The 25,939-nt window shown below is 56.5% G+C and carries 17 protein-coding genes, 3 rRNA genes and 1 pseudogene (1 of these 21 cut by a window edge); 9 read left to right on the plus strand and 12 right to left on the minus strand.

Annotation, left to right across the window (positions count from 1 at the left end):
- Window positions 1-160 precede the first annotated feature (160 nt).
- Window positions 161-1,663, plus strand: coding sequence for an exopolyphosphatase (ppx, locus tag K3169_RS28565; RefSeq protein ID WP_122397547.1), 1,503 nt, complete (start codon window positions 161-163; stop codon window positions 1,661-1,663).
- Here ppx and ppk1 read toward each other — a convergent pair.
- Both ppk1 and hemB read right to left on the minus strand, forming a co-directional pair.
- Window positions 1,650-3,857 carry a polyphosphate kinase 1 gene (ppk1, locus tag K3169_RS28570; RefSeq protein WP_027902029.1) on the minus strand — a complete coding sequence of 736 codons (2,208 nt, stop codon included), beginning with the start codon at window positions 3,855-3,857 and terminating at the stop codon, window positions 1,650-1,652. The two genes, ppx and ppk1, sit on opposite strands and share 14 nt — an antisense overlap.
- Before the next feature lie 16 nt (window positions 3,858-3,873).
- Window positions 3,874-4,884 carry a porphobilinogen synthase gene (gene hemB, locus K3169_RS28575; protein ID WP_099268357.1) on the minus strand — a complete coding sequence of 337 codons (1,011 nt, stop codon included), beginning with the start codon at window positions 4,882-4,884 and terminating at the stop codon, window positions 3,874-3,876.
- A gap of 220 nt (window positions 4,885-5,104) precedes the next feature.
- Between hemB and K3169_RS28580 the strand changes: the two genes are divergently transcribed.
- Window positions 5,105-5,785, plus strand: a complete 681-nt coding sequence (locus K3169_RS28580; protein WP_231675392.1) for a DedA family protein — start codon at window positions 5,105-5,107, stop codon at window positions 5,783-5,785.
- Between the two features lie 270 nt (window positions 5,786-6,055).
- Window positions 6,056-6,718, plus strand: a complete 663-nt coding sequence (gene elbB / locus K3169_RS28585; protein ID WP_122806469.1) for an isoprenoid biosynthesis glyoxalase ElbB — start codon at window positions 6,056-6,058, stop codon at window positions 6,716-6,718.
- 281 nt (window positions 6,719-6,999) lie between these two features.
- Here elbB and codA read toward each other — a convergent pair whose 3' ends face one another.
- The 6 genes from codA to K3169_RS28615 all read right to left on the minus strand — a co-directional run bounded on the left by codA (window position 7,000) and on the right by K3169_RS28615 (window position 14,690).
- Entirely contained in the window at window positions 7,000-8,235 is a 1,236-nt protein-coding gene (gene codA / locus K3169_RS28590) for a cytosine deaminase (protein WP_263269225.1), read from the minus strand.
- A gap of 2 nt (window positions 8,236-8,237) precedes the next feature.
- Window positions 8,238-9,455, minus strand: coding sequence for a PucR family transcriptional regulator (locus tag K3169_RS28595; protein ID WP_263269226.1), 1,218 nt, complete (start codon window positions 9,453-9,455; stop codon window positions 8,238-8,240).
- On the minus strand, window positions 9,452-10,717 hold the full coding sequence (gene codB / locus K3169_RS28600; RefSeq protein ID WP_231673541.1) for a cytosine permease: 1,266 nt from the start codon (window positions 10,715-10,717) through the stop codon (window positions 9,452-9,454). The genes K3169_RS28595 and codB overlap by 4 nt, the downstream gene beginning before the upstream one ends.
- 236 nt (window positions 10,718-10,953) lie before the next feature.
- Window positions 10,954-11,403, minus strand: coding sequence for a YaiI/YqxD family protein (locus K3169_RS28605; protein ID WP_027902767.1), 450 nt, complete (start codon window positions 11,401-11,403; stop codon window positions 10,954-10,956).
- Between the two features lie 116 nt (window positions 11,404-11,519).
- Complete coding sequence (locus tag K3169_RS28610) at window positions 11,520-12,470, minus strand: IS110 family transposase (protein WP_263269229.1); 951 nt, start codon at window positions 12,468-12,470, stop codon at window positions 11,520-11,522.
- Window positions 12,471-12,794: 324 nt separating this feature from the next.
- Entirely contained in the window at window positions 12,795-14,690 is a 1,896-nt protein-coding gene (locus K3169_RS28615; protein WP_231675394.1) for a cytochrome c/FTR1 family iron permease, read from the minus strand.
- 558 nt (window positions 14,691-15,248) lie between these two features.
- Here K3169_RS28615 and K3169_RS28620 point away from each other — a divergent pair.
- The 3 genes and pseudogenes from K3169_RS28620 to K3169_RS29945 all read left to right on the plus strand — a co-directional run bounded on the left by K3169_RS28620 (window position 15,249) and on the right by K3169_RS29945 (window position 18,656).
- Complete coding sequence (locus K3169_RS28620; protein ID WP_263269231.1) at window positions 15,249-16,379, plus strand: mechanosensitive ion channel family protein; 1,131 nt, start codon at window positions 15,249-15,251, stop codon at window positions 16,377-16,379.
- Between the two features lie 258 nt (window positions 16,380-16,637).
- Window positions 16,638-17,744 (plus strand): annotated as a pseudogene (locus tag K3169_RS29940) (FIST signal transduction protein); the annotation flags it as partial.
- A gap of 462 nt (window positions 17,745-18,206) precedes the next feature.
- On the plus strand, window positions 18,207-18,656 hold the full coding sequence (locus K3169_RS29945) for a methyl-accepting chemotaxis protein (protein ID WP_406643780.1): 450 nt from the start codon (window positions 18,207-18,209) through the stop codon (window positions 18,654-18,656).
- 165 nt (window positions 18,657-18,821) lie between these two features.
- Here the strand turns inward: K3169_RS29945 and K3169_RS28630 are convergent, their stop codons facing one another.
- Window positions 18,822-20,321 carry a YdgA family protein gene (locus K3169_RS28630; RefSeq protein WP_263269233.1) on the minus strand — a complete coding sequence of 500 codons (1,500 nt, stop codon included), beginning with the start codon at window positions 20,319-20,321 and terminating at the stop codon, window positions 18,822-18,824.
- 318 nt (window positions 20,322-20,639) lie between these two features.
- On the opposite strand from K3169_RS28630, the gene K3169_RS28635 reads away from it, so the two are divergent.
- The 3 genes from K3169_RS28635 to K3169_RS28645 all read left to right on the plus strand — a co-directional run bounded on the left by K3169_RS28635 (window position 20,640) and on the right by K3169_RS28645 (window position 23,568).
- Window positions 20,640-21,332 carry an HAD-IA family hydrolase gene (locus tag K3169_RS28635; RefSeq protein WP_099268350.1) on the plus strand — a complete coding sequence of 231 codons (693 nt, stop codon included), beginning with the start codon at window positions 20,640-20,642 and terminating at the stop codon, window positions 21,330-21,332.
- 231 nt (window positions 21,333-21,563) lie between these two features.
- Complete coding sequence (locus K3169_RS28640) at window positions 21,564-22,745, plus strand: MFS transporter (protein WP_231675396.1); 1,182 nt, start codon at window positions 21,564-21,566, stop codon at window positions 22,743-22,745.
- An 85-nt stretch (window positions 22,746-22,830) separates the two neighbouring features.
- Window positions 22,831-23,568 carry a GntR family transcriptional regulator gene (locus K3169_RS28645; protein WP_231675397.1) on the plus strand — a complete coding sequence of 246 codons (738 nt, stop codon included), beginning with the start codon at window positions 22,831-22,833 and terminating at the stop codon, window positions 23,566-23,568.
- A 141-nt stretch (window positions 23,569-23,709) separates the two neighbouring features.
- On the opposite strand, the gene rrf (K3169_RS28650) is transcribed toward K3169_RS28645, so the two are convergent.
- From rrf (K3169_RS28650) to K3169_RS28660, 3 genes are all read right to left on the minus strand, one after another.
- Window positions 23,710-23,825, minus strand: a 5S ribosomal RNA gene (gene rrf / locus K3169_RS28650).
- A gap of 108 nt (window positions 23,826-23,933) precedes the next feature.
- Window positions 23,934-24,049 (minus strand): 5S ribosomal RNA (gene rrf, locus K3169_RS28655).
- 171 nt (window positions 24,050-24,220) lie between these two features.
- Window positions 24,221-25,939: ribosomal RNA gene (locus tag K3169_RS28660) — 23S ribosomal RNA — on the minus strand (it continues 1,175 nt past the right edge of the window).

Raw genomic sequence — 25,939 nt, forward strand, 5'->3', positions numbered from 1 at the left:
TCGCGGGCAAGCCCAGCTCCCACAGGTACGCGTCAGGCCTGCCAATAAACTGATCCACGCCACCGATATTGCAGGCCAAGCGCCAGCTTCAAAGCTTCGCGTTGGCGGCAGCCATGGATCGTGGCACGATGGCGCGGTTATCGACCGAGATTTTCTGATCATGCCGCAATCCAAAGCCAAGAATCTTTCCCTGATCGCTGCCATTGACCTGGGCTCGAACAGCTTCCACATGGTGGTAGCTCAAGCCAACTCCGGGGATATCCGCATCCTGGAACGCCTCGGAGAGAAGGTTCAACTGGCGGCTGGCATCAACGAAGAGCGACAACTCAACGAAGAATCCATGCAGCGAGGGCTCGACTGCCTCAAGCGTTTTGCCCAACTGATCAACGGTCTGCCGTTGGGTGCGGTCCGCATCGTGGGTACCAACGCCCTGCGCGAAGCACGTAACCGTAATGAATTCATCGTTCGCGCCGAGGAAATTCTCGGCCATCCGGTAGAAGTGATTTCAGGCCGTGAAGAAGCCCGCCTGATTTATCTCGGTGTGTCCCATACCCTGGCTGATACCCCCGGCAAACGTCTGGTGGCGGACATCGGCGGTGGCAGTACCGAGTTCATCATCGGTCAGCGCTTTGAACCCCTGCTGCGCGAAAGCCTGCAGATGGGTTGCGTAAGCTTCACCCAGCGCTACTTCAAGGACGGCAAGATCACTCCGGCACGTTATGCGCAGGCCTATACCGCCGCTCGCCTGGAGATCATGAGCATTGAACACGCCCTGCATCGTCTGAAGTGGGATGAGGCGATCGGTTCGTCGGGCACCATCCGTGCGATCGGTCTGGCGCTCAAGGCCAACGGTCAGGGCTCGGGTGAAGTGAATGCCGACGGCCTCGCATGGCTCAAGCGCAAACTGTTCAAGCTAGGTGACGTAGAGAAGATCGATTTCGACGGCATCAAGCCGGATCGCCGCTCGATCTTCCCGGCAGGCCTGGCAATCCTCGAAGCGATCTTCGACGCGCTGGAACTGCAGCGCATGGATCACTGCGAAGGCGCGCTGCGGGAAGGTGTGCTGTATGACCTGATGGGCCGTCATCACCATGAAGACGTCCGTGAGCGCACGCTAAGCTCGCTGATGGAGCGTTATCACGTTGACCTTGAACAGGCTGCTCGTGTGGAGCGAAAGGCCCTGCACGCCCTTGAGCAGGTCGCTCATGCCTGGGATCTGGAAGATGACAGCTACCGGGAATTACTCAGTTGGGCAGCCAAGGTCCACGAAGTCGGTCTCGACATCGCTCACTACCACTACCACAAGCATGGCGCTTACCTGATCGAGCACTCCGACCTGTCGGGTTTCTCCCGGGAAGACCAGCAAATGCTTGCGCTGCTGGTGCGCGGCCACCGCCGTAATATTCCCAAGGACAAGTTTGCCGAGTTCGGCGCAGAGGGCGAAAAGCTGATTCGTCTGTGCGTGCTGCTGCGCTTCGCGATCCTGTTCCACCACATTCGTGGAGTACAGGAGATGCCTCAGCCGGTGCTCACCGCCAGCGGCAACAATCTTGACGTGGTATTTCCGGAAGGCTGGCTGGAAAACAACCAACTGACCCAGGCCGACTTCGCGCTGGAAGCGGAGTGGCTGACCCGGGTCGGTATCGTCCTCAGCGTACGCTGAGGACCGGGTTGCTCAGGCGCTCCAACAGGGTCGCCTGAACGTTGCGAGCATTCTGATTGCCGGTCGGCGTGCTTCGCACGTAGGTGCCATCTGGCTGCAGCAGCCAGCTGTGGGTGTTGTCGGTCAGATAAAGCTCAAGCTCTTTCTTCACGCGCAGGATTAACTTCTTGCCCTCTACCGGGAAGCAAGTCTCGACGCGCTTGTCGAGGTTGCGCTCCATCCAGTCGGCACTCGACAGATACATCTGCTCGTCGCCGCCATTGAGGAAGTAGAACACCCGGGTGTGCTCCAGGAAGCGGCCAATGATCGAGCGCACATGGATGTTGTGAGAAACGCCCGGGATACCCGGCCGCAGGCAGCACATGCCACGCACCACCAGATCAATACGTACGCCAGACTGACTGGCCTTGTACAGCGCGCGGATGATCTTCGGATCGGTCAGCGAATTGAACTTGGCAATGATATGCGCCGGCTTGCCGTCCACAGCGAACTGGGTTTCCCGGGCAATCATGTCAAGCATGCCCTTCTTCAGCGTGAAAGGCGCATGCAGCAGTTTCTTCATGCGCAGGGTTTTACCCATGCCGATCAACTGACTGAACATTTTGCCGACGTCTTCGCACAAAGCGTCGTCGGAGGTCAGCAGGCTGTAGTCGGTATACAGACGGGCGTTACCAGCGTGGTAGTTACCGGTACCCAAGTGCGCATAGCGCACGATCTCGCCCGCCTCGCGACGCAGGATCAGCATCATCTTGGCGTGGGTCTTGAAGCCCACCACACCGTAGATCACGACTGCACCCGCAGCTTGTAGACGGCTGGCCAGTTGCAGGTTGGACTCTTCATCAAAGCGCGCGCGCAACTCGATCACCGCAGTGACCTCTTTACCGTTGCGGGCCGCGTCTACCAGTGCATCAACGATTTCCGAGTTGGCACCGCTGCGATACAGGGTCTGGCGGACAGCCAGAACGTGCGGGTCTTTCGCGGCCTGACGCAGCAGATCGACCACTGGAGTGAAGGATTCGTAGGGATGCAGCAGCAGAATGTCCTGCTTGCTGATGACGCTGAAAATGTTCTCGCTGTTTTGCAGCAGTTTCGGAATAGCAGGGGTAAACGGCTGGTATTGCAGCTCCGGATGGCTGTCCAGACCGGTAATGCTGAACAGACGCGTCAGGTTGACCGGGCCGTTGACCTGATACAACTCGGACTCGGACAGATTGAACTGCTTGAGCAGGTAGTCAGACAGATGCTTTGGACAGGTGTCGGCCACTTCCAGACGTACCGCATCACCATAACGACGGGAGAACAACTCGCCACGCAGCGCGCGGGCAAGGTCTTCCACATCTTCAGAGTCCAGCGCCAGGTCGGCGTTACGGGTCAGACGGAACTGATAACAGCCCTTGACCTTCATGCCCTGGAACAGATCGTCCGCGTGAGCATGGATCATCGACGACAGGAACACGAAGTTATCCCCGGCGCCGCCGACGTCTTCCGGCACCTTGATCACTCGCGGCAACAGGCGCGGAGCCGGAATGATCGCCAGACCGGAGTCACGACCGAAAGCATCGATGCCTTCCAGTTCGACGATGAAGTTCAGGCTCTTGTTCACCAGCAGCGGGAACGGGTGGGTCGGGTCCAGACCGATGGGCGTGATGATTGGCGCGATTTCGTCACGGAAATAACGACGAACCCAAGCCTTAAGCTTGGCTGTCCAGTGACGGCGACGAATGAAGCGCACCTGATGCTTTTCAAGCTCAGGCAGCAGAATGTCATTGAGGATCGCATATTGGCGATCAACGTGGCCGTGCACCAGTTCACTGATGCGGGCCAGCGCCTGATGCGGCTGCAGACCATCGGCACCGGCTTGTTCGCGGGCGAACGTGATCTGCTTTTTCAGACCGGCGACACGAATTTCGAAGAACTCATCGAGGTTGCTGGAAAAGATCAGCAGAAACTTGAGCCGCTCCAGCAACGGATAGGACTCATCCAGTGCCTGTTCCAACACGCGAATGTTGAACTTGAGCTGCGAGAGTTCACGATGGATGTACAGACTGCTGTCATCCAGATTCGGCACGACAAGGGCCGGAACCGGTGGCGTCTCGACGATTGCGGGTAAAACCTCAATGCTTGGCTCGACCACAGTCAGAACTTCCTGATCGTTGACTTCAACAGCAGCTTCGGTGAGTCCTTCGGTATTCATGAATGTTCCTGTACGGCTATTGCCCTTTTAACAATTCTGCAGCGCGGACGGCGAAATAAGTGAGGATGCCGTCAGCCCCTGCGCGTTTGAAAGCGGTGAGCGATTCAAGAATGACGCCTTCACTCAGCCAGCCATTCTGGATGGCGGCCATGTGCATCGCGTACTCGCCGCTGACCTGATAAACAAATGTCGGCACTTTGAACTCATCCTTGACCCGGTGAAGGATGTCCAGATAAGGCATGCCCGGTTTGACCATGACCATGTCCGCGCCTTCAGCCAGATCCGCCGCCACTTCGTGCAACGCTTCATCGCTGTTGGCCGGATCCATTTGGTAAGACGCCTTGTTCGCCTTGCCCAGATTCAATGCTGAACCGACCGCATCGCGAAATGGCCCGTAATAGGCGCTGGCATACTTGGCTGAGTAAGCCATGATCCGCACATTGACGTGTCCGGCCAGTTCCAGTGCTTCGCGAATGGCCTGAATCCGACCGTCCATCATGTCGGAAGGCGCCACAACCTGCGCACCTGCATCGGCGTGGGACAACGCTTGTTTGACCAGCGCGTCGACAGTGATGTCGTTCTGCACGTAGCCTTCTTCGTCGAGAATCCCGTCCTGACCATGGGTCGTGAACGGATCCAGTGCCACGTCAGTGATGACGCCCAGCTCCGGGAAACGGTCACGCAGCGCGCGGGTGGCACGCTGGGCAATACCGTCCGGATTCCAGGCTTCGGCGCCATCCAGGGTTTTCTTCTCAACCGGCGTCACAGGGAACAGCGCCAGCGCTGGAATACCCAGTGCAACCCATTTCTGCGCCTCTTCCAGCAGCAGATCGATGCTCAGGCGCTCGACGCCAGGCATCGAAGTCACTTCTTCACGACGGTTTTCACCATCGAGTACAAATACGGGAAGAATCAGGTCATCGACAGTCAAAACGTTTTCACGGACCAGACGACGAGAAAAATCATCGCGACGATTGCGACGCAGGCGGGTAAGAGGAAAGAGGCGATTGGCGGGGGTAAAGCTCACGGCGAGACTCCTGAGCCCGCGTACACGGGCAAGCGTGACAGTTATAAGCGGCCATTATGACTAATGTGTGACAGTCGTGGGCCAGCATGCGACTCGGGGCCGCAGTTGAGGTATTTGCCATTGTCCTTGTAGGAAAGATTCACGTCGAGACACATTTCCACACTTTCCTGAATGCCTTGGCCGAGTTAGGCTGCGCGTTCATTTCGCCAGCATCCAGACAATGCTCCAGAATTTCTTGCACGAATTTGGCTACTTCGCCCTCTTCATCGGCACCTTCTTTGAAGGCGAGACCATTCTGGTTCTCGCTGGATTCCTGGCGTTCCGTGAATACATGGACATCAAACTGGTCGTGGTCGTGGCTTTCTTCGGAAGCTATGCAGGTGACCAGCTCTGGTACTACATGGGGCGCAGGCACGGCCGCAAAATCCTGGCGCGCAAGCCGCGATGGCAGCTCATGGGCGACAAGGCGCTGGCGCATATACGCAGGCACCCGGATCTCTGGGTATTAAGCTTCCGCTTTGTCTACGGCTTGCGAACAGTCATGCCCGTAGCCATTGGTCTATCAGGCTATCCGCCACTGCGCTATCTGATCCTAAACGGTATCGGTGCGGCTGTCTGGGCTGCGGCGCTGGGTTATGCGGCGTACCATTTCGGCGCAGTGCTAGAAGGCATGCTGGGCAATATCAAGAAGTATGAATTGTGGGTGCTTGGCGCATTACTGGTACTCGGGTTCGCCCTCTGGCTGCGTCGTCGTTTCAAGAACGCGCGTATCGCCCGGGAAGAAGCCGCCGCTGCCTCCATGGCAGCAGCGGCCGAAGCTGATGCCGGCGTCGTTAGCCCGGTTCCGGCTGAGGTCACCGTTGACGTCCCTGCCGACAGCAAGAAGCACGGCGACCGCTAGCGCCACCACGAGCGCAATGCTCCGGCATTGCGCTCGCCTGTAAGTCCCCTCCTCATGCCCCATTGGAATGCTTTTCTGTAGCTGCCAAAGGCTGCGAAAGCATTCAGCCTGACACACCGCCATCGCAGCCTTCGGCAGCTCCTACAAGTAAATCGTTTTCTGCGCGGTTTCAGAACGCAGTGCATTGGATTGAATCCCCGCCCCAGACGCTTGTCCCAAGATCAGGTAAAAGTCTTGAGCAGACCGCTGCGCTCGATAGGGAGAATGATCATGCAAAAGAAAGTCGCCGTGATTTTGTCCGGCTGTGGCGTCTATGACGGCGCGGAAATTCATGAAAGCGTGCTGACACTGCTGCGCCTTGATCAACGCGGCGCAGCCGTCCAGTGTTTTGCGCCAAACATCACTCAGCATCACGTGATCAATCACCTGACGGGCGAAGAGATGCCGGAGACCCGCAACGTGCTGGTGGAATCCGCCCGGATCGCTCGCGGCGCCATCGAGGATATTCGTGAAGCAGACGTTACCCGGTTTGATGCACTGATCATTCCCGGTGGTTTCGGTGCAGCCAAGAATCTCTCCGACTTCGCCACTGCTGGGGCGGATTGCAAGGTGCAGGCTGAAGTCCTGGCACTGGCAGAAGCATTCGCCGAGGCTGGCAAGCCGGTCGGGCTGATCTGCATCAGCCCCGCTTTGGCCGCCAAAATTTATGGCCCGGGCGTAACCTGCACCATCGGCAACGACGCCGAGACCGCACAGGCCATCACCCTCATGAAGGGTGAACACCAGGAATGCGAAGTGACCGATATCGTCGAAGACCAAGCCCGCAAGCTGGTCAGCACGCCGGCTTATATGGTCGCCAAAACCATCGGCGAGGCAGCCGCCGGGATTAACAAGCTGGTGGACCGGGTGCTGGAGTTGACCCACGAAGGGTAGATTCTGGATCAATCCTTTGCAGGAGTGGCCGTCCCGTCTTTGACGCTGCCCTGTCGCGCAGCAAACACAGTTTCTATGTGGGAGCGAGGCTTGACCGCGATAAGGCTGGATGCGATTCACTTTAGGTCGCGTGGGCCCTATCGCGGGCAAGCCTCGCTCCTACATAAAATATAATCTGATCAATGATTTATATGTAATCCGAGGGCTGCGAATCAGTAAGGCAGACACTCCGCCTTTCGCAGCCTTCGGCAGCTCCTACAGAAAAGCATTCGCGATAGGGTTTAACTAAACTCAACCCGCTCCGGCACCCGCGTCATCAATACTTTCCCGCCTCTGATTGACACTCGCGCCTTTGCCTGGCGACGCACCGCTTCGTAATCACTTTCAGCATCCAGAATGACCAGATTCGCCGGCCGGCCCACTGCGATGCCATAGCCCTCGTCCAGATTAAGGGTTCTGGCGCTGTTGTCAGTGACCAGGTCCAGGCTGCGTGAAAGGTCTTCGAAACCCATCATGTGACAGATGTGCAAGCCCGCATCCAGTACGCGCAGGATGTTGCCATTGCCCAGTGGGTACCAGGGATCTTTGATCGAGTCCTGACCAAAGCACACGTTCATCCCGGCGCGGTCCAGCTCTGCGACACGGGTCAGGCCGCGGCGCTTGGGGTAGGTGTCGAAACGCCCTTGCAGGTGAATGCTCTCGGTCGGGCAGGAGACGAAGTTGATGCCCGACCTTTTCAGCAGCCGGAACAGCTTTGAGCAGTAAGCATTGTCATAAGACCCCATGGCGGTGGTGTGGCTGGCCGTTACACGGCTGCCCATGCCACGCACCCGCGCCTCTTCAGCAAGGACTTCAAGAAAGCGCGAATTCGGGTCATCGGTTTCGTCGCAATGCACGTCCACCAGACAACCTGTTCGCTCAGCCAGATCCATCAGGAACCTGATCGAGCTGACGCCCTGCTCGCGGGTGTTTTCGAAGTGCGGGATACCGCCCACCACGTCCGCGCCCATTTCCACGGCACGCGTCATCAATTCACGCCCACCTTCGTAGGACTCGATGCCCTCTTGAGGAAAGGCAACGATCTGCAGATCTATCAGATGGCGGGCTTCTTCACGCACTTCAAGCATCGCCTTGAGCGCGCCCAGTGTCGGGTCGGTGACATCAATGTGGGTCCGAACATGCTGAATGCCGTGCTCAGCCAACATGCGGATCGTGGTGTGAGCGCGTTGCTTGGTGTCTTCGTGGGTAATGGTTTCCTTGCGTTGACCCCAGCGCTCTATGCCTTCGAACAGGGTCCCGCTCATGTTCCACTCAGGGTCACCGGCGGTCAGCGTGGCGTCCAGGTGAATATGCGGCTCCACCAATGGCGCAATGACCAGTTGGCCGAGGGCATCAATCTCATCTGACGCAGGCTGCACGCTTTCCGTCTGAGCGGTGATGGCTGTGATGCAGCCGTTTTCCCAGGTGACGGTATGCAGCCCTTGGGTTTTACGCAACGTGGCATTAATGATGTTCATGACTAATCCTGTCGCTGAGCCTCGGACATGCGCCATACCAGCAGCGCAACCGAAGCGTTCATTCGAAAATTAGCGTCGTCGAGGGATTGCCCGCTGAGCTGCTCGATACGCTGAATACGTTGGTTGATGGTGTTGCGATGGATACCAAGGCGCTGGGCGGCCTTGAGTCCGTTACCGTTTTCCTGGAGCAAGGCGTCCAGTGTTTCGATCAGGCTGTGGGGCTGCTTGCGGTTGCTCTCGATCAGCGGCCCGAGGGTCTGTTTGACGAAGCTATCGATGACCGAGCGATCAGTAACCGCTTGCAGCAGACGCAACACACCCAGTTCGCTGAAATCGCAAAGGCCACTGGCGGGTCGCAAGTGTTCGGCGACATCCAGCGCCTGACGAGCCTCATTCAGCGCCTGCCGATATTGCCCGCAGTCTTCGACCGGATTGGCCAGCCCCATGAACAACGCCATGTCGCCCAGCACTGACGAAAGATCGCGGTAAAGCCGCGCCAGCTCACTACGGATCGCTTCAAGCCTGGGCAACAGCAAAATAAACAAGTCGCCCTGGACGATGACCGGCAAAGCGTCCGGCAATACGCGATTCCAGGCGTCGAGATGGTCGAGAACCGCTTGCCGGGTTTGTTGCAGCAGCCGTTCCGCAGCCTCCGGGGCATGGCTGTCGAACAACACGCTGACCGCCGACAGGCGCAGGGCCACCAGACGCCGAGGCACCTCCAATGGCAGCCGTAAATGCGCGGCCCTTTGTCGGGCAATACTCAGGCTCGGGTAATCACCGCTGAGCAACTGCCCGAGGATGTCGTGACGCGAGCGCTTGGTCTGCGCCATCTGCACCAATGCCGTGCCGATCAGGTGGGTGACGATGACCATCTTCAACAGATACGGCTGCTCGATCAGCGGCAAACCGCACTGCTCCGCCAACTCAATCACGGACTCGGGGATCTGCTGGATGTAGGCATTGCCGGTCAGAATCACCAACCCGGCAATACCATTGGCATCACCCTCCTGCACCACGCGCAACAGATTGGCTTCATCGCGCAGATAATTGATGCCGGTGATGAATACCAGCTCGCCGCCCATGATCCAGTCGGCAATCCCTTCGTTCTCGGCAACGTATGACCAGCGCACGCTGCGATGCAGGTTGGCTGATCCTGAACGCACGACCATTTCCTCCAGCCCGGGAAGCTGGAGAATTTCCTCAACGGTCAGGCTCAAAGCTCCTCCTGTACGCCGGCGACCATGCTGCGCTTGCCCGTCACTTCAAGCAGGACGATGTAGCAGATGGCCGAAGCGGCGATGCCTACCAGAGGCGCGATCCAGGGCGAGAAATACGCCAGCGCGGCGCCGATGGCATAAGCCGACAGCCCCAGCAGGTTGTAGCGCGGCAGCGTGACGCTGGCCAACACCGGGTATTTGCCGTGGTGGCGATACCAGAAGTCAGCCATGATCACGCCGCCAATCGGCGGGATGATAGAACCCAGCAACACCAGAAAAGGAATCAGCATTTCGTACATGCCACCGATGGCCAGCACGATACCGAGCGCCGCTGCAATCAACGTCATGGTTCGGCGTCGCTCGCTGCGCAGCAGGTGGCAGGCCGCCGCTGAAACGTTGTAGATGGTCGGTCCCTGAATGGTCCACAGATTCAAACAAAGCATGATCACTGCGGCGAACGAAAGACCCTGAAGCATCATCACTTCAACGATATCGGCCTGCTGATAAACCATCGCACACCACGCGCCTGCAACGACCATCAAACCGTTACCCAGCAGGAAGGCGACGACGCTGGCAGTCACGGCAACGCGTCCGCTGCGCGACAGGCGCGTCCAGTTAGTGGCTTGGGTCGCACCGCTGGCAAACGTTCCGAAGACCATGGTGATGGCCGCTGAAAGCGTCATGGTCTCGTGAGGAATAACCGCCGCCAATCCCTGGAAACCGCCTACATCTCGGGTGGCGATGTACATGGAGATGATCAGCAGCACGAACATGAGCGGCACGGAGATCCGCGACAGCACGTCCAGCCCTTTGTAGCCGATGATCGCGGTGATGCTGAAGCCCAGCCCAAACAGGACCATCAGTGGTGAGGTGAAGCCTTCGGCCAGACCGAGCATCTTTACCAATACAATGGCCACGGTTGCGGTGCCCCATGCGTACCAGCCCAGCTCGGCAAAACCGAGCAGCACATCGGAAAGCCGACTGCCCGCTTCGCCAAAACAAAAGCGCCCCATCAATACAGTATTCAAACCGCTGCGCGAGGCGATGAAGGCCAGCGCTGCGGCATAGATCGCCAACAGGCTGTTACCGATGGCGGCGATCCACAGCATGTCGACGAAGTTGAACGCCATGCCCAGCTTGCCGCCCGCAAACATGGTGCCGGTGAAGAAGGTGAAACTGAACAGCACCATGGAAATCGACAGCAGCCCCTTGCGTCCTTCACGCGGGGCTTCACTCAAGGGAAACTCGCTGGGTGAACTCATATCGTTTTTCTCCACATCGACAAGGTTGGGATTCGGATTCAACGGCAGGCTGGTGCAAGAGCAATAACCAGGCCGTTTCCGGACAACGTTGCGAAGTGAAAAAAAGCGGGCAGAGCCAATATCGAGCGATGTTCACTCTGCACACTTTAAACTGAGGATGCAGCATAAGACTGTGCAGAGTGATTCATTCTGAGGCACGAACGCACCGTTTTAGGCTGCGCTGCATAGCGGGATGCTTAGCGAGTAAGCCGCGTGAGAATCCGGTCCAGTGAGTTGGCGAATGCCTGTTTTTCGCGGTCGCCATAAGGCGGCTGACCACCACCCATCTGCCCTTGATCGCGCAGGTCGGTAAACAGGTTGCGCACGGCGAGCCGGTCGCCCATGTTTTGCGTGTCGAACTCTTTACCGCGAGGATCCAGCGCAGCAACGCCCTTCTTGACCAGCCGATCGGCCAGCGGCACATCGCTGCAAATCACCAATTCGCCGGGCACGGCATGTTCAACCAGATAATCGTCCGCAGCGTCAGGGCCGCTGGGCACCACGATCAGTTTAACCAGGGTGTACGTGGGCTTGATCTGACTCTGCCCGGCAACCAGCACCACCTCAAACTGACGTTTGAGCGCGAACTTGATGACCTGTTCTTTTGCTGCCTTGGGGCAAGCGTCGGCATCGATCCAGACGCGCATGGTGCACCTCGTTCAAAAATGGACACATCTCTGGAGGAGCAAGCTCACGCCCATTGAGCACCACTCAAATTACTTGAATTGGGACGCTATTTCTGTGGGAGATTCTATGGTTGTGATCAAGCCATAACCCACCCTTTGGGTTGATATTCGCTCTGATTTTTCATCAGGGCGAACGCCACCCGAGCGAGTTTGCGAGCGAGCATCACAAGTACCTGTGTGGTTGCTTTTCCGCGGCTGCGATGATGGTCGTAAAACTCTTTCCAGGCACTCGATCGGCTGGCCGACATTGCTGCGTTGTGCAGCAATCGGCGAATCTCCGAGCAGCCTCGTTTGGTTAGGAACCTACGGCCATTTTTTTGGCCAGAATCGGTCACTCTCAGATCCATGCCCAAAAAAGCAATGTAGGAGTCGCCGCTCTTGAAGTCGCCTCGGTTGTAAGCCATGACCAGAGCTGTCGCGGTCAGGAAGCCGATACCTTCAACCGCTTGGCAACGGGCCACTTGCTCCAGCAGGCCGGCTTCGCGCAAGGCATCTTTGAGCTTTGCCTTGACCAGCAGGTCCAGCCGTTCGATTGACTTGAGGAAGGCTGCAAATGACGCCTTCAAGCTGGTGTCATTTGCCCAGCTCTGGGTCAGGCTGGTTTTGGCTTGAATCAGTGAAGCCCTGCGTCGCAGAAGGCTTTGCAGCTTTCCGTAGACTGCTGGGGGCGGCGTCCAGGGGCGAAGATTTTCGCCTTCGTTTTTCAGAAATCGGGCAAGAAGACGGGCATCAGATGCGTCTGTTTTACTACGGCCACCGACACCTTTACGGTAATTACTGAGTTGAAAACCATCGATGATGTAGACGTCGAAACCAGACTCGTAAGCCAGCTCGACCAGATCGACGTGATAAACATTTGTCGCTTCAACAGCAATGGCGGTGGTCCTCGGTAACGTTTTAAGCCAGCGTTTTATGGCAGGCTTTTCGTTGGTTATCGAGGTGAGCAGATCCGGATCTGCCTGGTAGGTAGCGAGCTCAACTTTGGCGACATCCACGCCTACGATTGACTTCGAAACACGCATTGCCATGAGCATTTCTCCACGCTAAGGTTTGACGACTTGTTGGGGGTTCACCCAGAGGCGCAGGCTTGTTTCTATCGTCGCTTGAACGAAGCATTCTTTATCGGCGCTTTTGGTGGAAGGGGTGGGGCGAGGTCTCCCACGGTCTGTACTGTTGCAGCAGTCAGATGCGAACTGTTCGTCCCACCACCCCTTCAAGTCTAACCATACAAGCGAGGCTTGCCCGCGATAAGGCTGGACCCGGTTCACTTTGGATAGCGTCCGGCCTTATCGCGGGCAAGCCTCGCTCCCACAGGGTCCGCGTTTATTTCACGATGGCAGCAGAAGTCTAGATCACACTACCTGCGCCCTGCGCTTTTCCGCCAGCCAACTGCGGCCATACAGCACTGCAATCGCCAGCAAGGCTATCAGCTGTGCACTCAGCGAATAAGCATCGGCATGTATCCCCAGCCAGTCGAACTCGAAGAACGGCACAGGACGAGTCCCGAAAATACCGGCTTCCTGAAGGGCTTTTACACCATGCCCGGCAAACACCACCGACAACGCACACAGCAGTGCTGCGTTGATACTGAAGAACAGTGTCAACGGCAGTTTGGCCGAGCCGCGCAGGATGATCCACGCCAGGCCGATAAGTAATACCAACGCCGTGGCACCGCCCGCCAGAACCGCGTTGTGCCCAGCCGGGCCCGCCTGCAGCCACAGGGTTTCATAGAACAGAATCACTTCGAACAACTCGCGATAAACCGAGAAGAACGCCAGGATCGCAAAACCGAATCGTCCACCGCCGCCCACCAGGCTGCTCTTGATGTAATCCTGCCAGGCCGCCGCATGGCGACGGTCGTGCATCCAGACACCCAGCCACAAGACCATCACGCTGGCGAACAACGCCGTCGCGCCCTCAAGCAATTCGCGTTGAGCGCCGCTGACGTCAATCACGTAAGCCGCCAGCGCCCAGGTCCCGAGCCCCGCCAACAAAGCCAGCGCCCAGCCAATATTGACGCTGCGCACCGCTGACTCCTGCCCCGTGTTACGCAGGAACGCAAGGATCGCCGCCAACACCAGAATCGCCTCAAGGCCTTCGCGCAGCAGAATCAGCAGACCAGAAATGTAGCTCAGCGACGTGCTTAAGCCATCACTGCCCAACAGGCCCGCCGATTCCTTGAGTTTGGCTTTGGCGAAATCCAGTTTTTGCGCCGCCTGCTCCAGCGGCAAACCGTCCTGCAAAGACTGACGGTAAGCCATCAAAGCCTTTTCGGTGTCTTTGCGAACATTGGCGTCGACGTTATCCAGCGAACTTTCAACCAGCTCGAAGCCTTCCAGATAGGCCGCGACAGACAAGTCATAAGCCTGCTCGTGCGAGCCCGCACGATAAGCCGCCAGACTTTTGTCCAGCGTCTCGCTGGTGTAATCGAGCAACTGCGCAGGGCCGCGCTGAACCTGAGGAGGCTGGGCACGTTGAGCGCGGAAAGTGGCAGCCGCCTGTTCACCCTCGGCGGCGCTGACTTCAGCAGGTGTTTGCCGCGCGAGGTCCGCGAGGTTGTAGTTTTTGAAGGGTATCGCCACTGGCTGCGCGCTGAAACTCGCAATGTAAGTCGCAATATCCCAACGCTGGCGTTCATCCAGTTGATCGGCGAAGGCTGGCATATCAGTTCCGGCAATTCCCAGACCTACAGCGTTGTAAAGGTCATAAAGGCTTAGTCGATCCAGACGGGCCGAGTCGCGCAGATTAGAAGGCGGCGGCTCCAGACCGATACCAGCCGGGCCATCGCCCGCGCCAGCATCGCCATGGCAGACCGAGCAATGCTGAGCATAGAGCGGCGCACCTCGCGTCGGATCCGGGGTAATCACCGGCGCCTGACTCACTTCATACGCCACCGCCAACCGCGCACCCAATTGGCGAGCCTGGCGGGTGATCAGAGCGCCATCCTGCTTCTTGGCCACCGCCTCCGAAAGGCTGGACACGCCTTTCTCAAGTTCGGCGCGTTCGGCTCGCGCAGGCAGCGCTGCAACCAGCCCCTTCAAGACGCCCAGTGCTTCCACCTGCTTCTGGTATTCATCTTCTGCCACCTCCTTGCTTTCAGCCACGGTCGACGGGTAATCCGCGCCAATGTAATCAAGCAAATGCAGGGCTTGCGCCGCGCCATCAGTGGTGTCTGCCAACAGACTGGAACTGCACAACGCCAACAACGGCAGCATCAACCAGGCCAGGAAACGGGAACGCATGGACATCGGTGAATCTCAGCGAAATGATTAGGTATCGCATTGTTCACTTGGCTTCGTTCTGACTCAAGGCTCAGCAGGATGTTTGTTGCTAAATATTACGCAAATGCTCGACATCGCCTCAAATCACAGTCATTCAACCTCGACGTAATGAGAACGACTAGCATCTATAGCGAAAGGCTTACACAAAGAGGCGGCAATTCGCCCTATTGCACCTGCGGGTTCCTGAGTAACATTGGATCCAACAGCTGATGCGCAGGACGCGCACAGGATCAAGGATGATCGACCATGGCCCGGAGGGCTTACCGACAGGATGTTGGAATGGTCTTGAAGAAAACCCGCCTCGGCGGGTTTTTTGTTGCCGGTCAGAAAGTCGCCGTCATGCTGCGACCTCTCTATTTCGAGGGCCACGACCTGGAAACTGGACTACAACCATGCAACCGCAGGGGAACATTTGCGCCTGTGTGAGGTTCACACCTTTTCAGGCAACTATCGCCATCGAGGCCGACGGGCCAGATCCGAGAGGGTCCGCTCGGCTTAAAGTCATATCTGATAGGGATACCGTCGATGGAATACCTGTTGCCCCAGAGCTGGCTGGAAGCTGTGCCTCTACCTTGGCTAAAGACCCTGATCGCCGCCTGTGTTGCGGTTTTACTGGCGCTGCTGATCCGCTGGGTCGCCCTCAGTGTGCTGCGCCGTGTCGCAAACTCGTTTGTGTTGCCACAACAACTGATTTATCGCACTGCCAGCCCGACTTTGTGGCTGCTGCCATTGTTGGCCCTGCAAACGGTGTGGACCTCTGCACCTGACGATCTGGTGCTGATTGGCACCGTGCGTCACATCAACGGGCTGTTGGTCACCGCCGGCTTTACCTGGTTGGTGCTCAGATGCGTCAAAGCGGTGGGCGACACGGTAGCGATCCGTAATCCGCTGGATATCGAAGACAACCTTCATGCGCGGCGAATACAGACTCAGGTTCGCGTGCTGGTGCGCTGCCTGAATGCGCTGGTGTTGCTGTTCGGTACCGGCCTGATCCTCATGAGCTTTCCTCCCGTGGCCAAAATCGGCACCAGCTTGCTGGCATCCGCGGGTCTGGCCGGGCTGGCAGCAGGTTTTGCTGCCAAGCCGGTGCTGGGTAACTTGATTGCGGGTCTGCAAATTGCGATCTCCCAACCCATTCGCCTCGATGACGTGGTGATTGTGGAGGGCGAATGGGGCCGAGTGGAGGAGATCAGTGGCACTTACGTGGTCATCAAAATCTGGGACGAGCGGCGCATGGTCGTGCCGCTGCAATACTTTATCGAGAAACCGTTCCAGAACTGGACCCGTGCGACTTCCAGCCTGATCGGTTCGGTGTTTGTCTGGGTGGATTACTCACTGCCGGTAGAAGAGTTGCGTGCGGAAGTGCAGCGTATTTGTGAAGACATCCCGCACTTGTGGGACGGTCGCGTCTGCGTTCTCCAAGTCGCTGACACCAACGCCAAAGCCATGCAACTGCGAGTGCTGCTGAGTTCGGCGGACTCGTCACGCAGTTGGGATGCCCGTTGCCACATGCGCGAACGCCTGATTGCGTTCATCGCCAAGCAATATCCACAAAGCCTGCCGCAACTGCGCACGGAAATTTCGTCGCGCAATGTACGACCGGAGATCGACGCGCACGAAACGCCGGTCGACATTCCCCGCCAACCGCCGGTCTAGAGCCCGCGCTACGGACCTTGTCTGCCAGCAGGTGAGGTTCGTCGGGTAAACCAGCATAACCCCCGAAGCAAGCTATCGTTTCCTTGGGAACGTTAAGGCAAAACGCCATGTCTGTGTCTGTCTGGAAACGGCCGTCAGCCCCATGACGTCACCATGCGCGTCGATACAAAAAAACAATGCAGTGTAACCCTACGCTGAATCGATACAGCGCCGATGTCCCGAGACCAGTTTCGTCCTTTAAATCTTGAGTTTTCTGCCATGAGCCTTTTTGCCAGACTCCGGGGCACACCTGCCAGATCCGGCGGTGTTCTGAACCTGATCACTTCGGCCAGAAGCCTGAGTGAGCAACTTGCCTCCGTGAGTTTCGAGCCTGTTTACCTAACGGGATTCGTTTCGCCGCATATCGATATCGATCAAATTGCCCGTAGCATCAGCGCGCGCTTTCCCAACACGGCCATCAGCTTGTGCACCACCTCTGGCGAGTTGTCTTCAAAGAATGACGCGCTCTATTGCGCAACCGGAGATCAGTGGGATCGCGTAGTGCTGGCCCTGTTTGACTCGAGCGTTATTCAGTCAGCTGAGATAGTGCACATCCCCCTGCACAGCGAAGACATCCGCACGCCTGGCAAGCGCATGTCCATGCGCGAACGTATTGCGCGGCTGACGGACTCGATCAAGCGCACGACGATCAATACGCCTATCGACCATCGCGACACGCTCGCATACGTCACCTTTGACGGGTTATCGGCTTCTGAATCGTTCTTCATGGAAGCGTTGTATGAGTCAGGCCGCTTTCCGTGCCTGTTCGTCGGGGGCTCCGCAGGCGGCAAAGGCGACTTCAAAACCACAGCCATTCATGATGGCAAACGCAGTTATGTGAATCACGCCCAGGTGGTGTTTCTCAAAAGCGCCAAAAACGTGCGTTTTGGAGTATTCAAAAGCCAGAACTTTGAGCCAACTCCATTCAGCATGAGCGTACTGACAGCCTCTCTGGAAGAGCGTTACATCAGCCAGGTGGTGACCTCCAGCGGCCAGATCACCAGCATGGTGTCGGCACTGTGCGAAATCCTCAAGTGCGAACCGGGCCAACTGGAAGCGCAGCTTGCCCAATACTCATTCGCCATACGTGTAGGGGAAGAGTTGTTCGTTCGTTCCATCGCGCAAATCGACTACGCAAACGAGCGGGTGCATCTGTTCTGCGACGTTGCGCCAGGCGAAGAGTTGGTCATGGTTCGGCGTACCTCCATGGTGGATGCTACGCGCAAGGATTTTGCGCGCTTCCTGCAGGGCAAGTCAGGCAAGCCATTGGTTGGCCTGCTAAGCGACTGCATCCTGCGACGCCTGAACAACGGCAACGAATTGAGCCGCATGACTGGTGTGTTTGGCGATACTCCCGTGGTGGGTTTCTCAACCTTTGGGGAAATCCTCGGCTTGAATCTCAACCAGACACTGACCGCCGTGTTCTTCTTTCGGGTCGCGGACAATCAGGTCTTTCGCGACGATTACATTGATAACTTCATTGCCTACTACGGTGAGTTCAAGGCGTTTTTCCTGCGTCGACAGATCAAGAAGCTCGCGGGCTTGAGTCAGGTGGTCGTCAAGCAGATCGACCAGTTCAAGGTCCGCAACTTCAAAAGTGCAATTGATGCCAATGGCCTGGATGAACATATACAGCCAGTGTTCAATGGCTTGAGCGACCTGGGTGATGTGCTGGTCAAGGCGCATCACGACCAAGAGGAAATCTCAACCCAGCTGCGGCACTATTCCGGCGAGTTGCACGTATCAATGGACGAACTGGGCCAGACCATTTCCACTCAGGAAAAGGCCATGGACAGAGCCAGTCACACCGTCAAAAACCTTACGAGTCAAGCTGACGAAGTGGTACTCAGCTCCCGTGAGCTGGCCAAATCGAGCCTGAAAATTCAGTCCATTGTGCAGATGATTCAGCAAATCGCAGGGCAAACCAATCTGCTAGCACTCAACGCAGCAATCGAGGCCGCGCGAGCAGGGGAAATGGGAAGAGGCTTTGCTGTAGTTGCCGACGAAGTTCGTCAACTGGCTCAAAAGACATCGCAGAATGCCAGCGAGATAGGCACCGACATTGATCGCCTCGCCGACGAGATCCGCAAGTTAGCGCAGCACATCGAACAGCAGTCTTCAGAAGTGGGAACGTTGAACGACTTACTGGCTGAGCTGGAGGGCTCGAGCGAGATGACTGCAGGAACATCACAGCGTACCCGCAAGCTGGCGGACACATTGGTGGGACTGACGCAGTAGCGGTACTGAAGCGGAGACTGCAGGAACCGTCTCGGTGAGCCTTACACCGAGCGGTATCGCAGCGAACATAGAGCCATGAAGGAGTGAGCTTGCTCGCGATGACGGTCAACCTGTTGAGAACTACCCTCTGGCCTGACTCTATCGCGAGCAACGCCTACAAAATGCTTACTCTGTAGGAGGCTGTGCCATCTCCATCCCCATTACCTTGCTCATGATAAGAGCCATAAATTGAGCCGGGGGCATCTTCTGGCCGTTGAAATCAACGATGTTATTGGCGTACTGCATGTTTGAGACGATGTTATCGCCATCGACCTTGGCCATTTGCATCATGACTGCCATGGCACCCACCATATCGCCAGCGGCTTTGGCCTGTTCAGCAATTGCAGCTGGATCGGTTTGCCCGGCGAGATTTGCTTGCAGGGCCGCCAGGTCGCCGATCATTGGTTTGGACAGAACCAGTCGCGCTTCCATCTGAGCAATGGCGTTACGGTAACGCTCAGGCGATGGCTGTTCGGTCCCGGTGTCGGTCAAATCCACAGCAACACGCAGGTGACTTTCACCATTGGCCGTTTTGAGGGCAAGTTTTTCAAGCTCGACATGTGGCTTGGCGGCTAGCAGTTTGATGATTTGCGCATCCATCAACTGCTGATCCGCTGGGCTGAGTTGCGGTACAAACAGTTCACCGGCAGCGTAAGCAGCCTGTTGTTGCGGCATGATTTTTGTTTGATACAGGTCGTACATCGCTTTTGACGCGGCAACATCAAAGTTGCTGAATTTAAACGCCGACTGCAAAGCGCCCACGTCCTTGCCGTCGTAGCTGATCATGCCGAGGTTGTAGCTCGCCTGACCAGCAAGAGTACCGCCCTCTTCCTGAATCAGACTGGTACCGGTCAAGTCCTTGACCGCAACGGGTGCAAGCCCCGCAATCTGCCCCACGAGGTTATCGACTTTCAAAGTGTTATGGCCCAGATAGAAGCCGGATTTGCCCTTGGTGCCGCCCATGTCCAGGGTTAATCCTTTGGCACCCAGCGCGACATCACCTTCTGGCGAGGTGACGTTCAGCTGAAAGTTATCCATCTTGCCAAGCACTTTGATTTTTTCGGCATCAGCGCTGGCTTCAGTATCCAGTCGAAGACCCGAGAAGGTGAACGTACCGTCCGTGTCCTTCAGTTCCAGCGGCGTCAACAGCAGCGCGCCACTGGTAGAGCGGTCATAGCCGATGCTGGCGTGGCCGGTAACCGGGCTCACGCCCTTGCTCATGGCAAACCACTTGGCAGCACTGGGGCTTTGTTCCATTTCAAAATTGCTCTGCGCCATGACAGGCAGCAGCTTGAAGCTCTTCAAACGAGAAAAAGGCAGCGGACCGTGTTCGATGTTGTCGACGAACAGGAACTCGGCGTTTTTATCCTCAGTGGTGAGGTTCTCGTCGTGAATGCGTACACGGTAGTGTGCGGTGCTGCTGAACAGGTGCCGATCAATCGACAGCATTTCCAGCGTGATAGCGCTGCCGGAACCTTTGAGGGATTTCACCAGTTCCTGGTTGCCCTGCTCAATCGAATCACGCAGTACACCTTCGATTCGGGTACCCGTGTACCAAGCTCCGGCGGTGGCCAGCGCTCCCACGACAACGATAACGCCAGCTGCGATGCCTACTGATTTATTCATGTTTTGACTCGAAGAGATCCGTTTCTGGTAATTGGAAAAATTCTTCCCTGAACCCTCTGCCGGTTTTTCGGCAGCCTGATTCCAGGCCAACCAAAGCAGCACAACGCAAGGGCGAAAAGTGGCGAGAGATTATCATCGCGCCCTTCCAGTGGCCCAGCGTTGTCGCTCTTTTGTGTGTATGAATGATCCTTTTCTACCGCTGTTGGGCAGCGATTCGGCCGTTTGGTTGCAAACTGCCTTCATTCAGTTATGGGGTAGCAATCGTCTTGCTCCAGACGTTAGGCTGGAGCCCGGTTTGAAATAACAGGATCCGAGACGATGACTGAACAGCAAAGTGAGCGAGGCCCGATCAAGGCCGTGATTTTCGACATGGACGGCTTGTTGCTGGACACCGAAGGGGTCTACACCGAAGTCACCCATCTGATCGCCAGCCGGTATGGCCGCACATTTGACTGGGCCGTCAAGCAGCATACGATTGGCCGCGGCGCGCAGGATTTCGCGCGTTACGTGATTGAGGCGCTGGAGCTGCCGCTTTCCGTTGATGAGTTCCTTGAAATTCGCGCGCCGATGCTGGATGAGCGCTTCCCGAAAGCACCCGCGATGCACGGGGCTGAAGCCTTGGTGCGGCATCTGGCGGAAAACAATATTCCCATCGCCGTGGGCACCAGCTCATCAGTCCACTACTTCAAAGCTAAAATCCAGATGCACCGCGCATGGTTCGAATTGTTCGAGACGGTGGTGACGGCGGATGATCCGGAAGTGGGCGCAGCCAAACCCGCGCCGGATATTTTCCTGGTCGCCGCTCGCCGCCTGGGCATCGCACCTGCTGATTGCCTGGTCTTCGAAGACTCGCCTTTCGGCGTGACCGCTGCCAAAGCGGCCGGGATGTACGCGGTTGCGGTGCCCGATTCGCACATGCCGTTGGAGCAATATGAGCATGCGGACCTGATCCTGAAGTCGCTGGCTGACTTCCCCTTGCAGAACTGGGGACTGCCGGGGATGAAAGGTTAGGGCTTACGTTACCAGCTAGTGTCGCTGAACCTGCCCGCTAAGGACGATGGGGCTGCACGCGGGTCATTTAGATCGCGTCGTACAAGCATGCGGATAAATGAATCTAAGGATGGCCACGCTACGCTTTCCCGGCTAAGCCGTTCCCACGAGCATGATAGTCGCCGCCACTGACGCCAGCCCGGTTTGGCTATAAGCTTGCCGGGCATTATTCCTTCAGGACCTACACACCGCGTGGCCACGTATTCCCTTGTCATCCGTCGCCTGCTGATCTGCTCGCTGACCATCGTTGTCAGCCGTGCGATCACCAGCCCCTTGCTGACGCTGTTTCTGAGTAATCGATTAGGCCTGAATCAGCAAGATGTCGGTCTGCTGATGGGGATTGCAGTGTTTCTCGCCACGCTGCTCGGGCTCTATGGCGGGTACATCATCGACCGTCTGGACAAACGCAGGCTGCTGATCGTGGCGATGCTTTCAAGCGCTATCGGTTTCACCTTGCTGACCTTTGCCCATAACGTTTACCTGACCACGCTGACATTGGTGATCACCGAAGCCGCGTCGGCGTTATTTCTCATCGGTTCGAAAGCAATCATCAGCGAGAATCTGCCCATCGGCCTGCGCGCCAAGGTGTTCTCACTGCGCTACACGTTGACCAACATTGGCTATGCGACCGGGCCGATGCTGGGAGTGCTCATCGCTGGATACTTACCGCTTGCGCCGTTTCTGATTGCCGGAGCGATTGCCTTGGGCAGCGTGTTTCTGATGGTCGGAATTGCTCCAGTAAAACCTGCCGACACTGTTAAACCCCAAAGCTTCATCAACACGCTCCGTATCCTGAAAAACGACCGCACTCTGATTCTGTTCACCTGCGGCAGCCTGCTCAGCACCATCGTTCACGGACGCTTCACGCTGTACCTGTCACAGTTTCTGCTGGTGACTCATGCGCAGAAAGATGCGTTGCACATTCTGTCTGCCGTGCTGGCCTGTAACGCGGTTACCGTAATCCTGCTGCAGTATCAGATTGGCCGGTGGCTCAAGCGTGAGAAGCTCGCCGGGTGGATTTGTGTCGGTATCGGACTGTTCGTGTTTGGCCTGATCGGTTTCAGTTTCTCGAACAACATGCTGACATGGTGCATCGCGATGTTTATTTTCACGCTAGGGGAAATGATCATATATCCCGCCGAATATTTATTCGTCGATACAATAGCGCCCGAGGCTTTGCGTGGCAGTTATTACGGCGCGCAGAACCTGGCTGCCTTCGGCGGTGCACTGAGCCCGGTAATTTGCGGCTATCTGCTGATCAACACACCGCCCGCGACGATGTTTTATGTCTTGGCCGGACTGACGATGGCTGGCGGCACGCTATGCTTTATGAGCGCACGCAGAAGAACGGCAGTCATCACCACGGATCGCTGACTTACATGCTGACGGTTTGACAACCTATAGAGCAGGACCTAGGGTCATTTGGATCCAATAACAGCACTCATGAAGATAAGTCTCGATGCCCAACACCGCTAGAGAAAGCCTATTGCGCGCGATCATAGGCGATGAACACCCGCCTGCGCATTTAGCCAGGGCAGTGATCGAGGAAAAACTGCGAAGCGCCATTCTGGATGGTCGTTTACCGGCCGGAACCGCACTGCGTCAGCAAGAGCTCGCCACGCTGTTTGGTGTGAGTCGAATGCCTGTGCGCGAAGCACTACGCCAACTCGAAGCCCAGTCATTGCTAACCGTCGAGCTGCACAAGGGAGGCGTTGTGGCCCCTTTGATTGGCGAAGATGCGGTTGATGCTTACGCGCTGCGAATCCTGCTTGAGTCCGAAGCGATTCGCCTGTCGGTCCCGCTACTCGACGCCGAAGACCTGGCCTTGGCCCAGCGTTGTATTGAGGCGCTTGAAGTCGAAACCGACTACGCCGAGATCGGCAGGCTTAACCGTATGTTCCATATGGCACTCTACGCAAAGGTTTCCAACAAGCGGTTGATGGCAGCGGTCGAGCAAGGATTGAACGAGGAAGAGCGCTTTCTGCGCTTCAATCTGGAAGCCATGGGCCTAGGCAAGCTGGCTCAGGACGACCACTGGGAATTACTCAACCTTGCCAGGGACGGAAATGTAGATGAAACCGTGCAAGCCCTGCAGCTGCACCTCAACCGAGGCGTGAAAGCCGTCACTCAATATTTACGTAACCAGGCAAACGCTCAGCCATTGCCAGCACGTAAAGCAAAAACCCGCATCAGCTAGCGACACTCGCCCTCCCTTATCCCGATTGCTGACGACGTCATGAATAACGTACGTAAGCTATTCAGCTGATTAGTCTGCTTTTAAAAGACCTTAAAAACAAAACCCCCGATCGCGTTAGCGATCGGGGGTTTCGGAATTTAATCTTGACGATGACCTACTCTCACATGGGGAAACCCCACACTACCATCGGCGATACATCGTTTCACTACTGAGTTCGGGATGGGATCAGGTGGTTCCAATGCTCTATGGTCGTCAAGAAATTCTGTAGCTGGTTCGTCACTGAAGTAACGCACCGGCGAAATTCTATGGCTTCTACTAAAACAAAACCCCTGAACGCGTAAGCGATCAGGGGTTCTGGAATTTAATCTTGACGATGACCTACTCTCACATGGGGAAACCCCACACTACCATCGGCGATACATCGTTTCACTACTGAGTTCGGGATGGGATCAGGTGGTTCCAATGCTCTATGGTCGTCAAGAAATTCGGTTGCCGGTGCGTTGGCCCTTGCGGGTTACGTGCCAGCGAATGGGTATGTGATAGCTCAGGTTCAGTGTGCGAACAAACTTTCGGTTCGTGTCGTCTTCACAGTCACCGCAATCTGGCCCTGCCTTCATTGATCAAGGCATGTCGCAAATTGCTTGGGTGTTATATGGTCAAGCCTCACGGGCAATTAGTATGGGTTAGCTCAACGCCTCACAGCGCTTACACACCCCACCTATCAACGTCGTAGTCTTCGACGGCCCTTCAGGGAACTCAAGGTTCCAGTGAGATCTCATCTTGAGGCAAGTTTCCCGCTTAGATGCTTTCAGCGGTTATCTTTTCCGAACATAGCTACCCGGCAATGCCACTGGCGTGACAACCGGAACACCAGAGGTTCGTCCACTCCGGTCCTCTCGTACTAGGAGCAGCCCCTCTCAAATCTCAAACGTCCACGGCAGATAGGGACCGAACTGTCTCACGACGTTCTAAACCCAGCTCGCGTACCACTTTAAATGGCGAACAGCCATACCCTTGGGACCGGCTTCAGCCCCAGGATGTGATGAGCCGACATCGAGGTGCCAAACACCGCCGTCGATATGAACTCTTGGGCGGTATCAGCCTGTTATCCCCGGAGTACCTTTTATCCGTTGAGCGATGGCCCTTCCATACAGAACCACCGGATCACTAAGACCTACTTTCGTACCTGCTCGACGTGTCTGTCTCGCAGTCAAGCGCGCTTTTGCCTTTATACTCTACGACCGATTTCCGACCGGTCTGAGCGCACCTTCGTACTCCTCCGTTACTCTTTAGGAGGAGACCGCCCCAGTCAAACTACCCACCATACACTGTCCTCGATCCGGATAACGGACCTGAGTTAGAACCTCAAAGTTGCCAGGGTGGTATTTCAAGGTTGGCTCCACGCAGACTGGCGTCCACGCTTCAAAGCCTCCCACCTATCCTACACAAGCAAATTCAAAGTCCAGTGCAAAGCTATAGTAAAGGTTCACGGGGTCTTTCCGTCTAGCCGCGGATACACTGCATCTTCACAGCGATTTCAATTTCACTGAGTCTCGGGTGGAGACAGCGCCGCCATCGTTACGCCATTCGTGCAGGTCGGAACTTACCCGACAAGGAATTTCGCTACCTTAGGACCGTTATAGTTACGGCCGCCGTTTACCGGGGCTTCGATCAAGAGCTTCGCGTTAGCTAACCCCATCAATTAACCTTCCGGCACCGGGCAGGCGTCACACCCTATACGTCCACTTTCGTGTTTGCAGAGTGCTGTGTTTTTAATAAACAGTCGCAGCGGCCTGGTATCTTCGACCGGCAGGGGCTTACGCAGTAAATGCTTCACCTCCACCGGCGCACCTTCTCCCGAAGTTACGGTGCCATTTTGCCTAGTTCCTTCACCCGAGTTCTCTCAAGCGCCTTGGTATTCTCTACCCAACCACCTGTGTCGGTTTGGGGTACGGTTCCTGGTTACCTGAAGCTTAGAAGCTTTTCTTGGAAGCATGGCATCAACCACTTCGTGTTCTAAAAGAACACTCGTCATCAGCTCTCGGCCTTAAGATCCCGGATTTACCTAAGATCTCAGCCTACCACCTTAAACTTGGACAACCAACGCCAAGCTGGCCTAGCCTTCTCCGTCCCTCCATCGCAATAACCAGAAGTACAGGAATATTAACCTGTTTTCCATCGACTACGCTTTTCAGCCTCGCCTTAGGGACCGACTAACCCTGCGTCGATTAACGTTGCGCAGGAAACCTTGGTCTTTCGGCGTGGGTGTTTTTCACACCCATTGTCGTTACTCATGTCAGCATTCGCACTTCTGATACCTCCAGCAAGCTTCTCAACTCACCTTCACAGGCTTACAGAACGCTCCTCTACC

This window comes from Pseudomonas phytophila, assembly GCF_025643095.1.
GTDB lineage: Bacteria > Pseudomonadota > Gammaproteobacteria > Pseudomonadales > Pseudomonadaceae > Aquipseudomonas > Aquipseudomonas quasicaspiana.

Excerpts from the sequence above, each read along its gene's own strand:
- K3169_RS28620 (WP_263269231.1), top strand. The coding sequence starts at position 15,249 with ATGGAATACCTGTTGCCCCAGAGCTGGCTGGAAGCTGTGCCTCTACCT.
- K3169_RS29945 (WP_406643780.1), top strand. The coding sequence starts at position 18,207 with ATGGACAGAGCCAGTCACACCGTCAAAAACCTTACGAGTCAAGCTGAC.
- K3169_RS28615 (WP_231675394.1), bottom strand. The coding sequence starts at position 14,690 with ATGTCCATGCGTTCCCGTTTCCTGGCCTGGTTGATGCTGCCGTTGTTG.
- K3169_RS28630 (WP_263269233.1), bottom strand. The coding sequence starts at position 20,321 with ATGAATAAATCAGTAGGCATCGCAGCTGGCGTTATCGTTGTCGTGGGA.
- codA (WP_263269225.1), bottom strand. The coding sequence starts at position 8,235 with ATGAACATCATTAATGCCACGTTGCGTAAAACCCAAGGGCTGCATACC.
- ppx (WP_122397547.1), top strand. The coding sequence starts at position 161 with ATGCCGCAATCCAAAGCCAAGAATCTTTCCCTGATCGCTGCCATTGAC.
- K3169_RS28605 (WP_027902767.1), bottom strand. The coding sequence starts at position 11,403 with ATGCGCGTCTGGATCGATGCCGACGCTTGCCCCAAGGCAGCAAAAGAA.
- elbB (WP_122806469.1), top strand. The coding sequence starts at position 6,056 with ATGCAAAAGAAAGTCGCCGTGATTTTGTCCGGCTGTGGCGTCTATGAC.
- ppk1 (WP_027902029.1), bottom strand. The coding sequence starts at position 3,857 with ATGAATACCGAAGGACTCACCGAAGCTGCTGTTGAAGTCAACGATCAG.
- K3169_RS28645 (WP_231675397.1), top strand. The coding sequence starts at position 22,831 with ATGCCCAACACCGCTAGAGAAAGCCTATTGCGCGCGATCATAGGCGAT.
- K3169_RS28580 (WP_231675392.1), top strand. The coding sequence starts at position 5,105 with ATGCTCCAGAATTTCTTGCACGAATTTGGCTACTTCGCCCTCTTCATC.
- codB (WP_231673541.1), bottom strand. The coding sequence starts at position 10,717 with ATGAGTTCACCCAGCGAGTTTCCCTTGAGTGAAGCCCCGCGTGAAGGA.
- K3169_RS28610 (WP_263269229.1), bottom strand. The coding sequence starts at position 12,470 with ATGGCAATGCGTGTTTCGAAGTCAATCGTAGGCGTGGATGTCGCCAAA.
- K3169_RS28635 (WP_099268350.1), top strand. The coding sequence starts at position 20,640 with ATGACTGAACAGCAAAGTGAGCGAGGCCCGATCAAGGCCGTGATTTTC.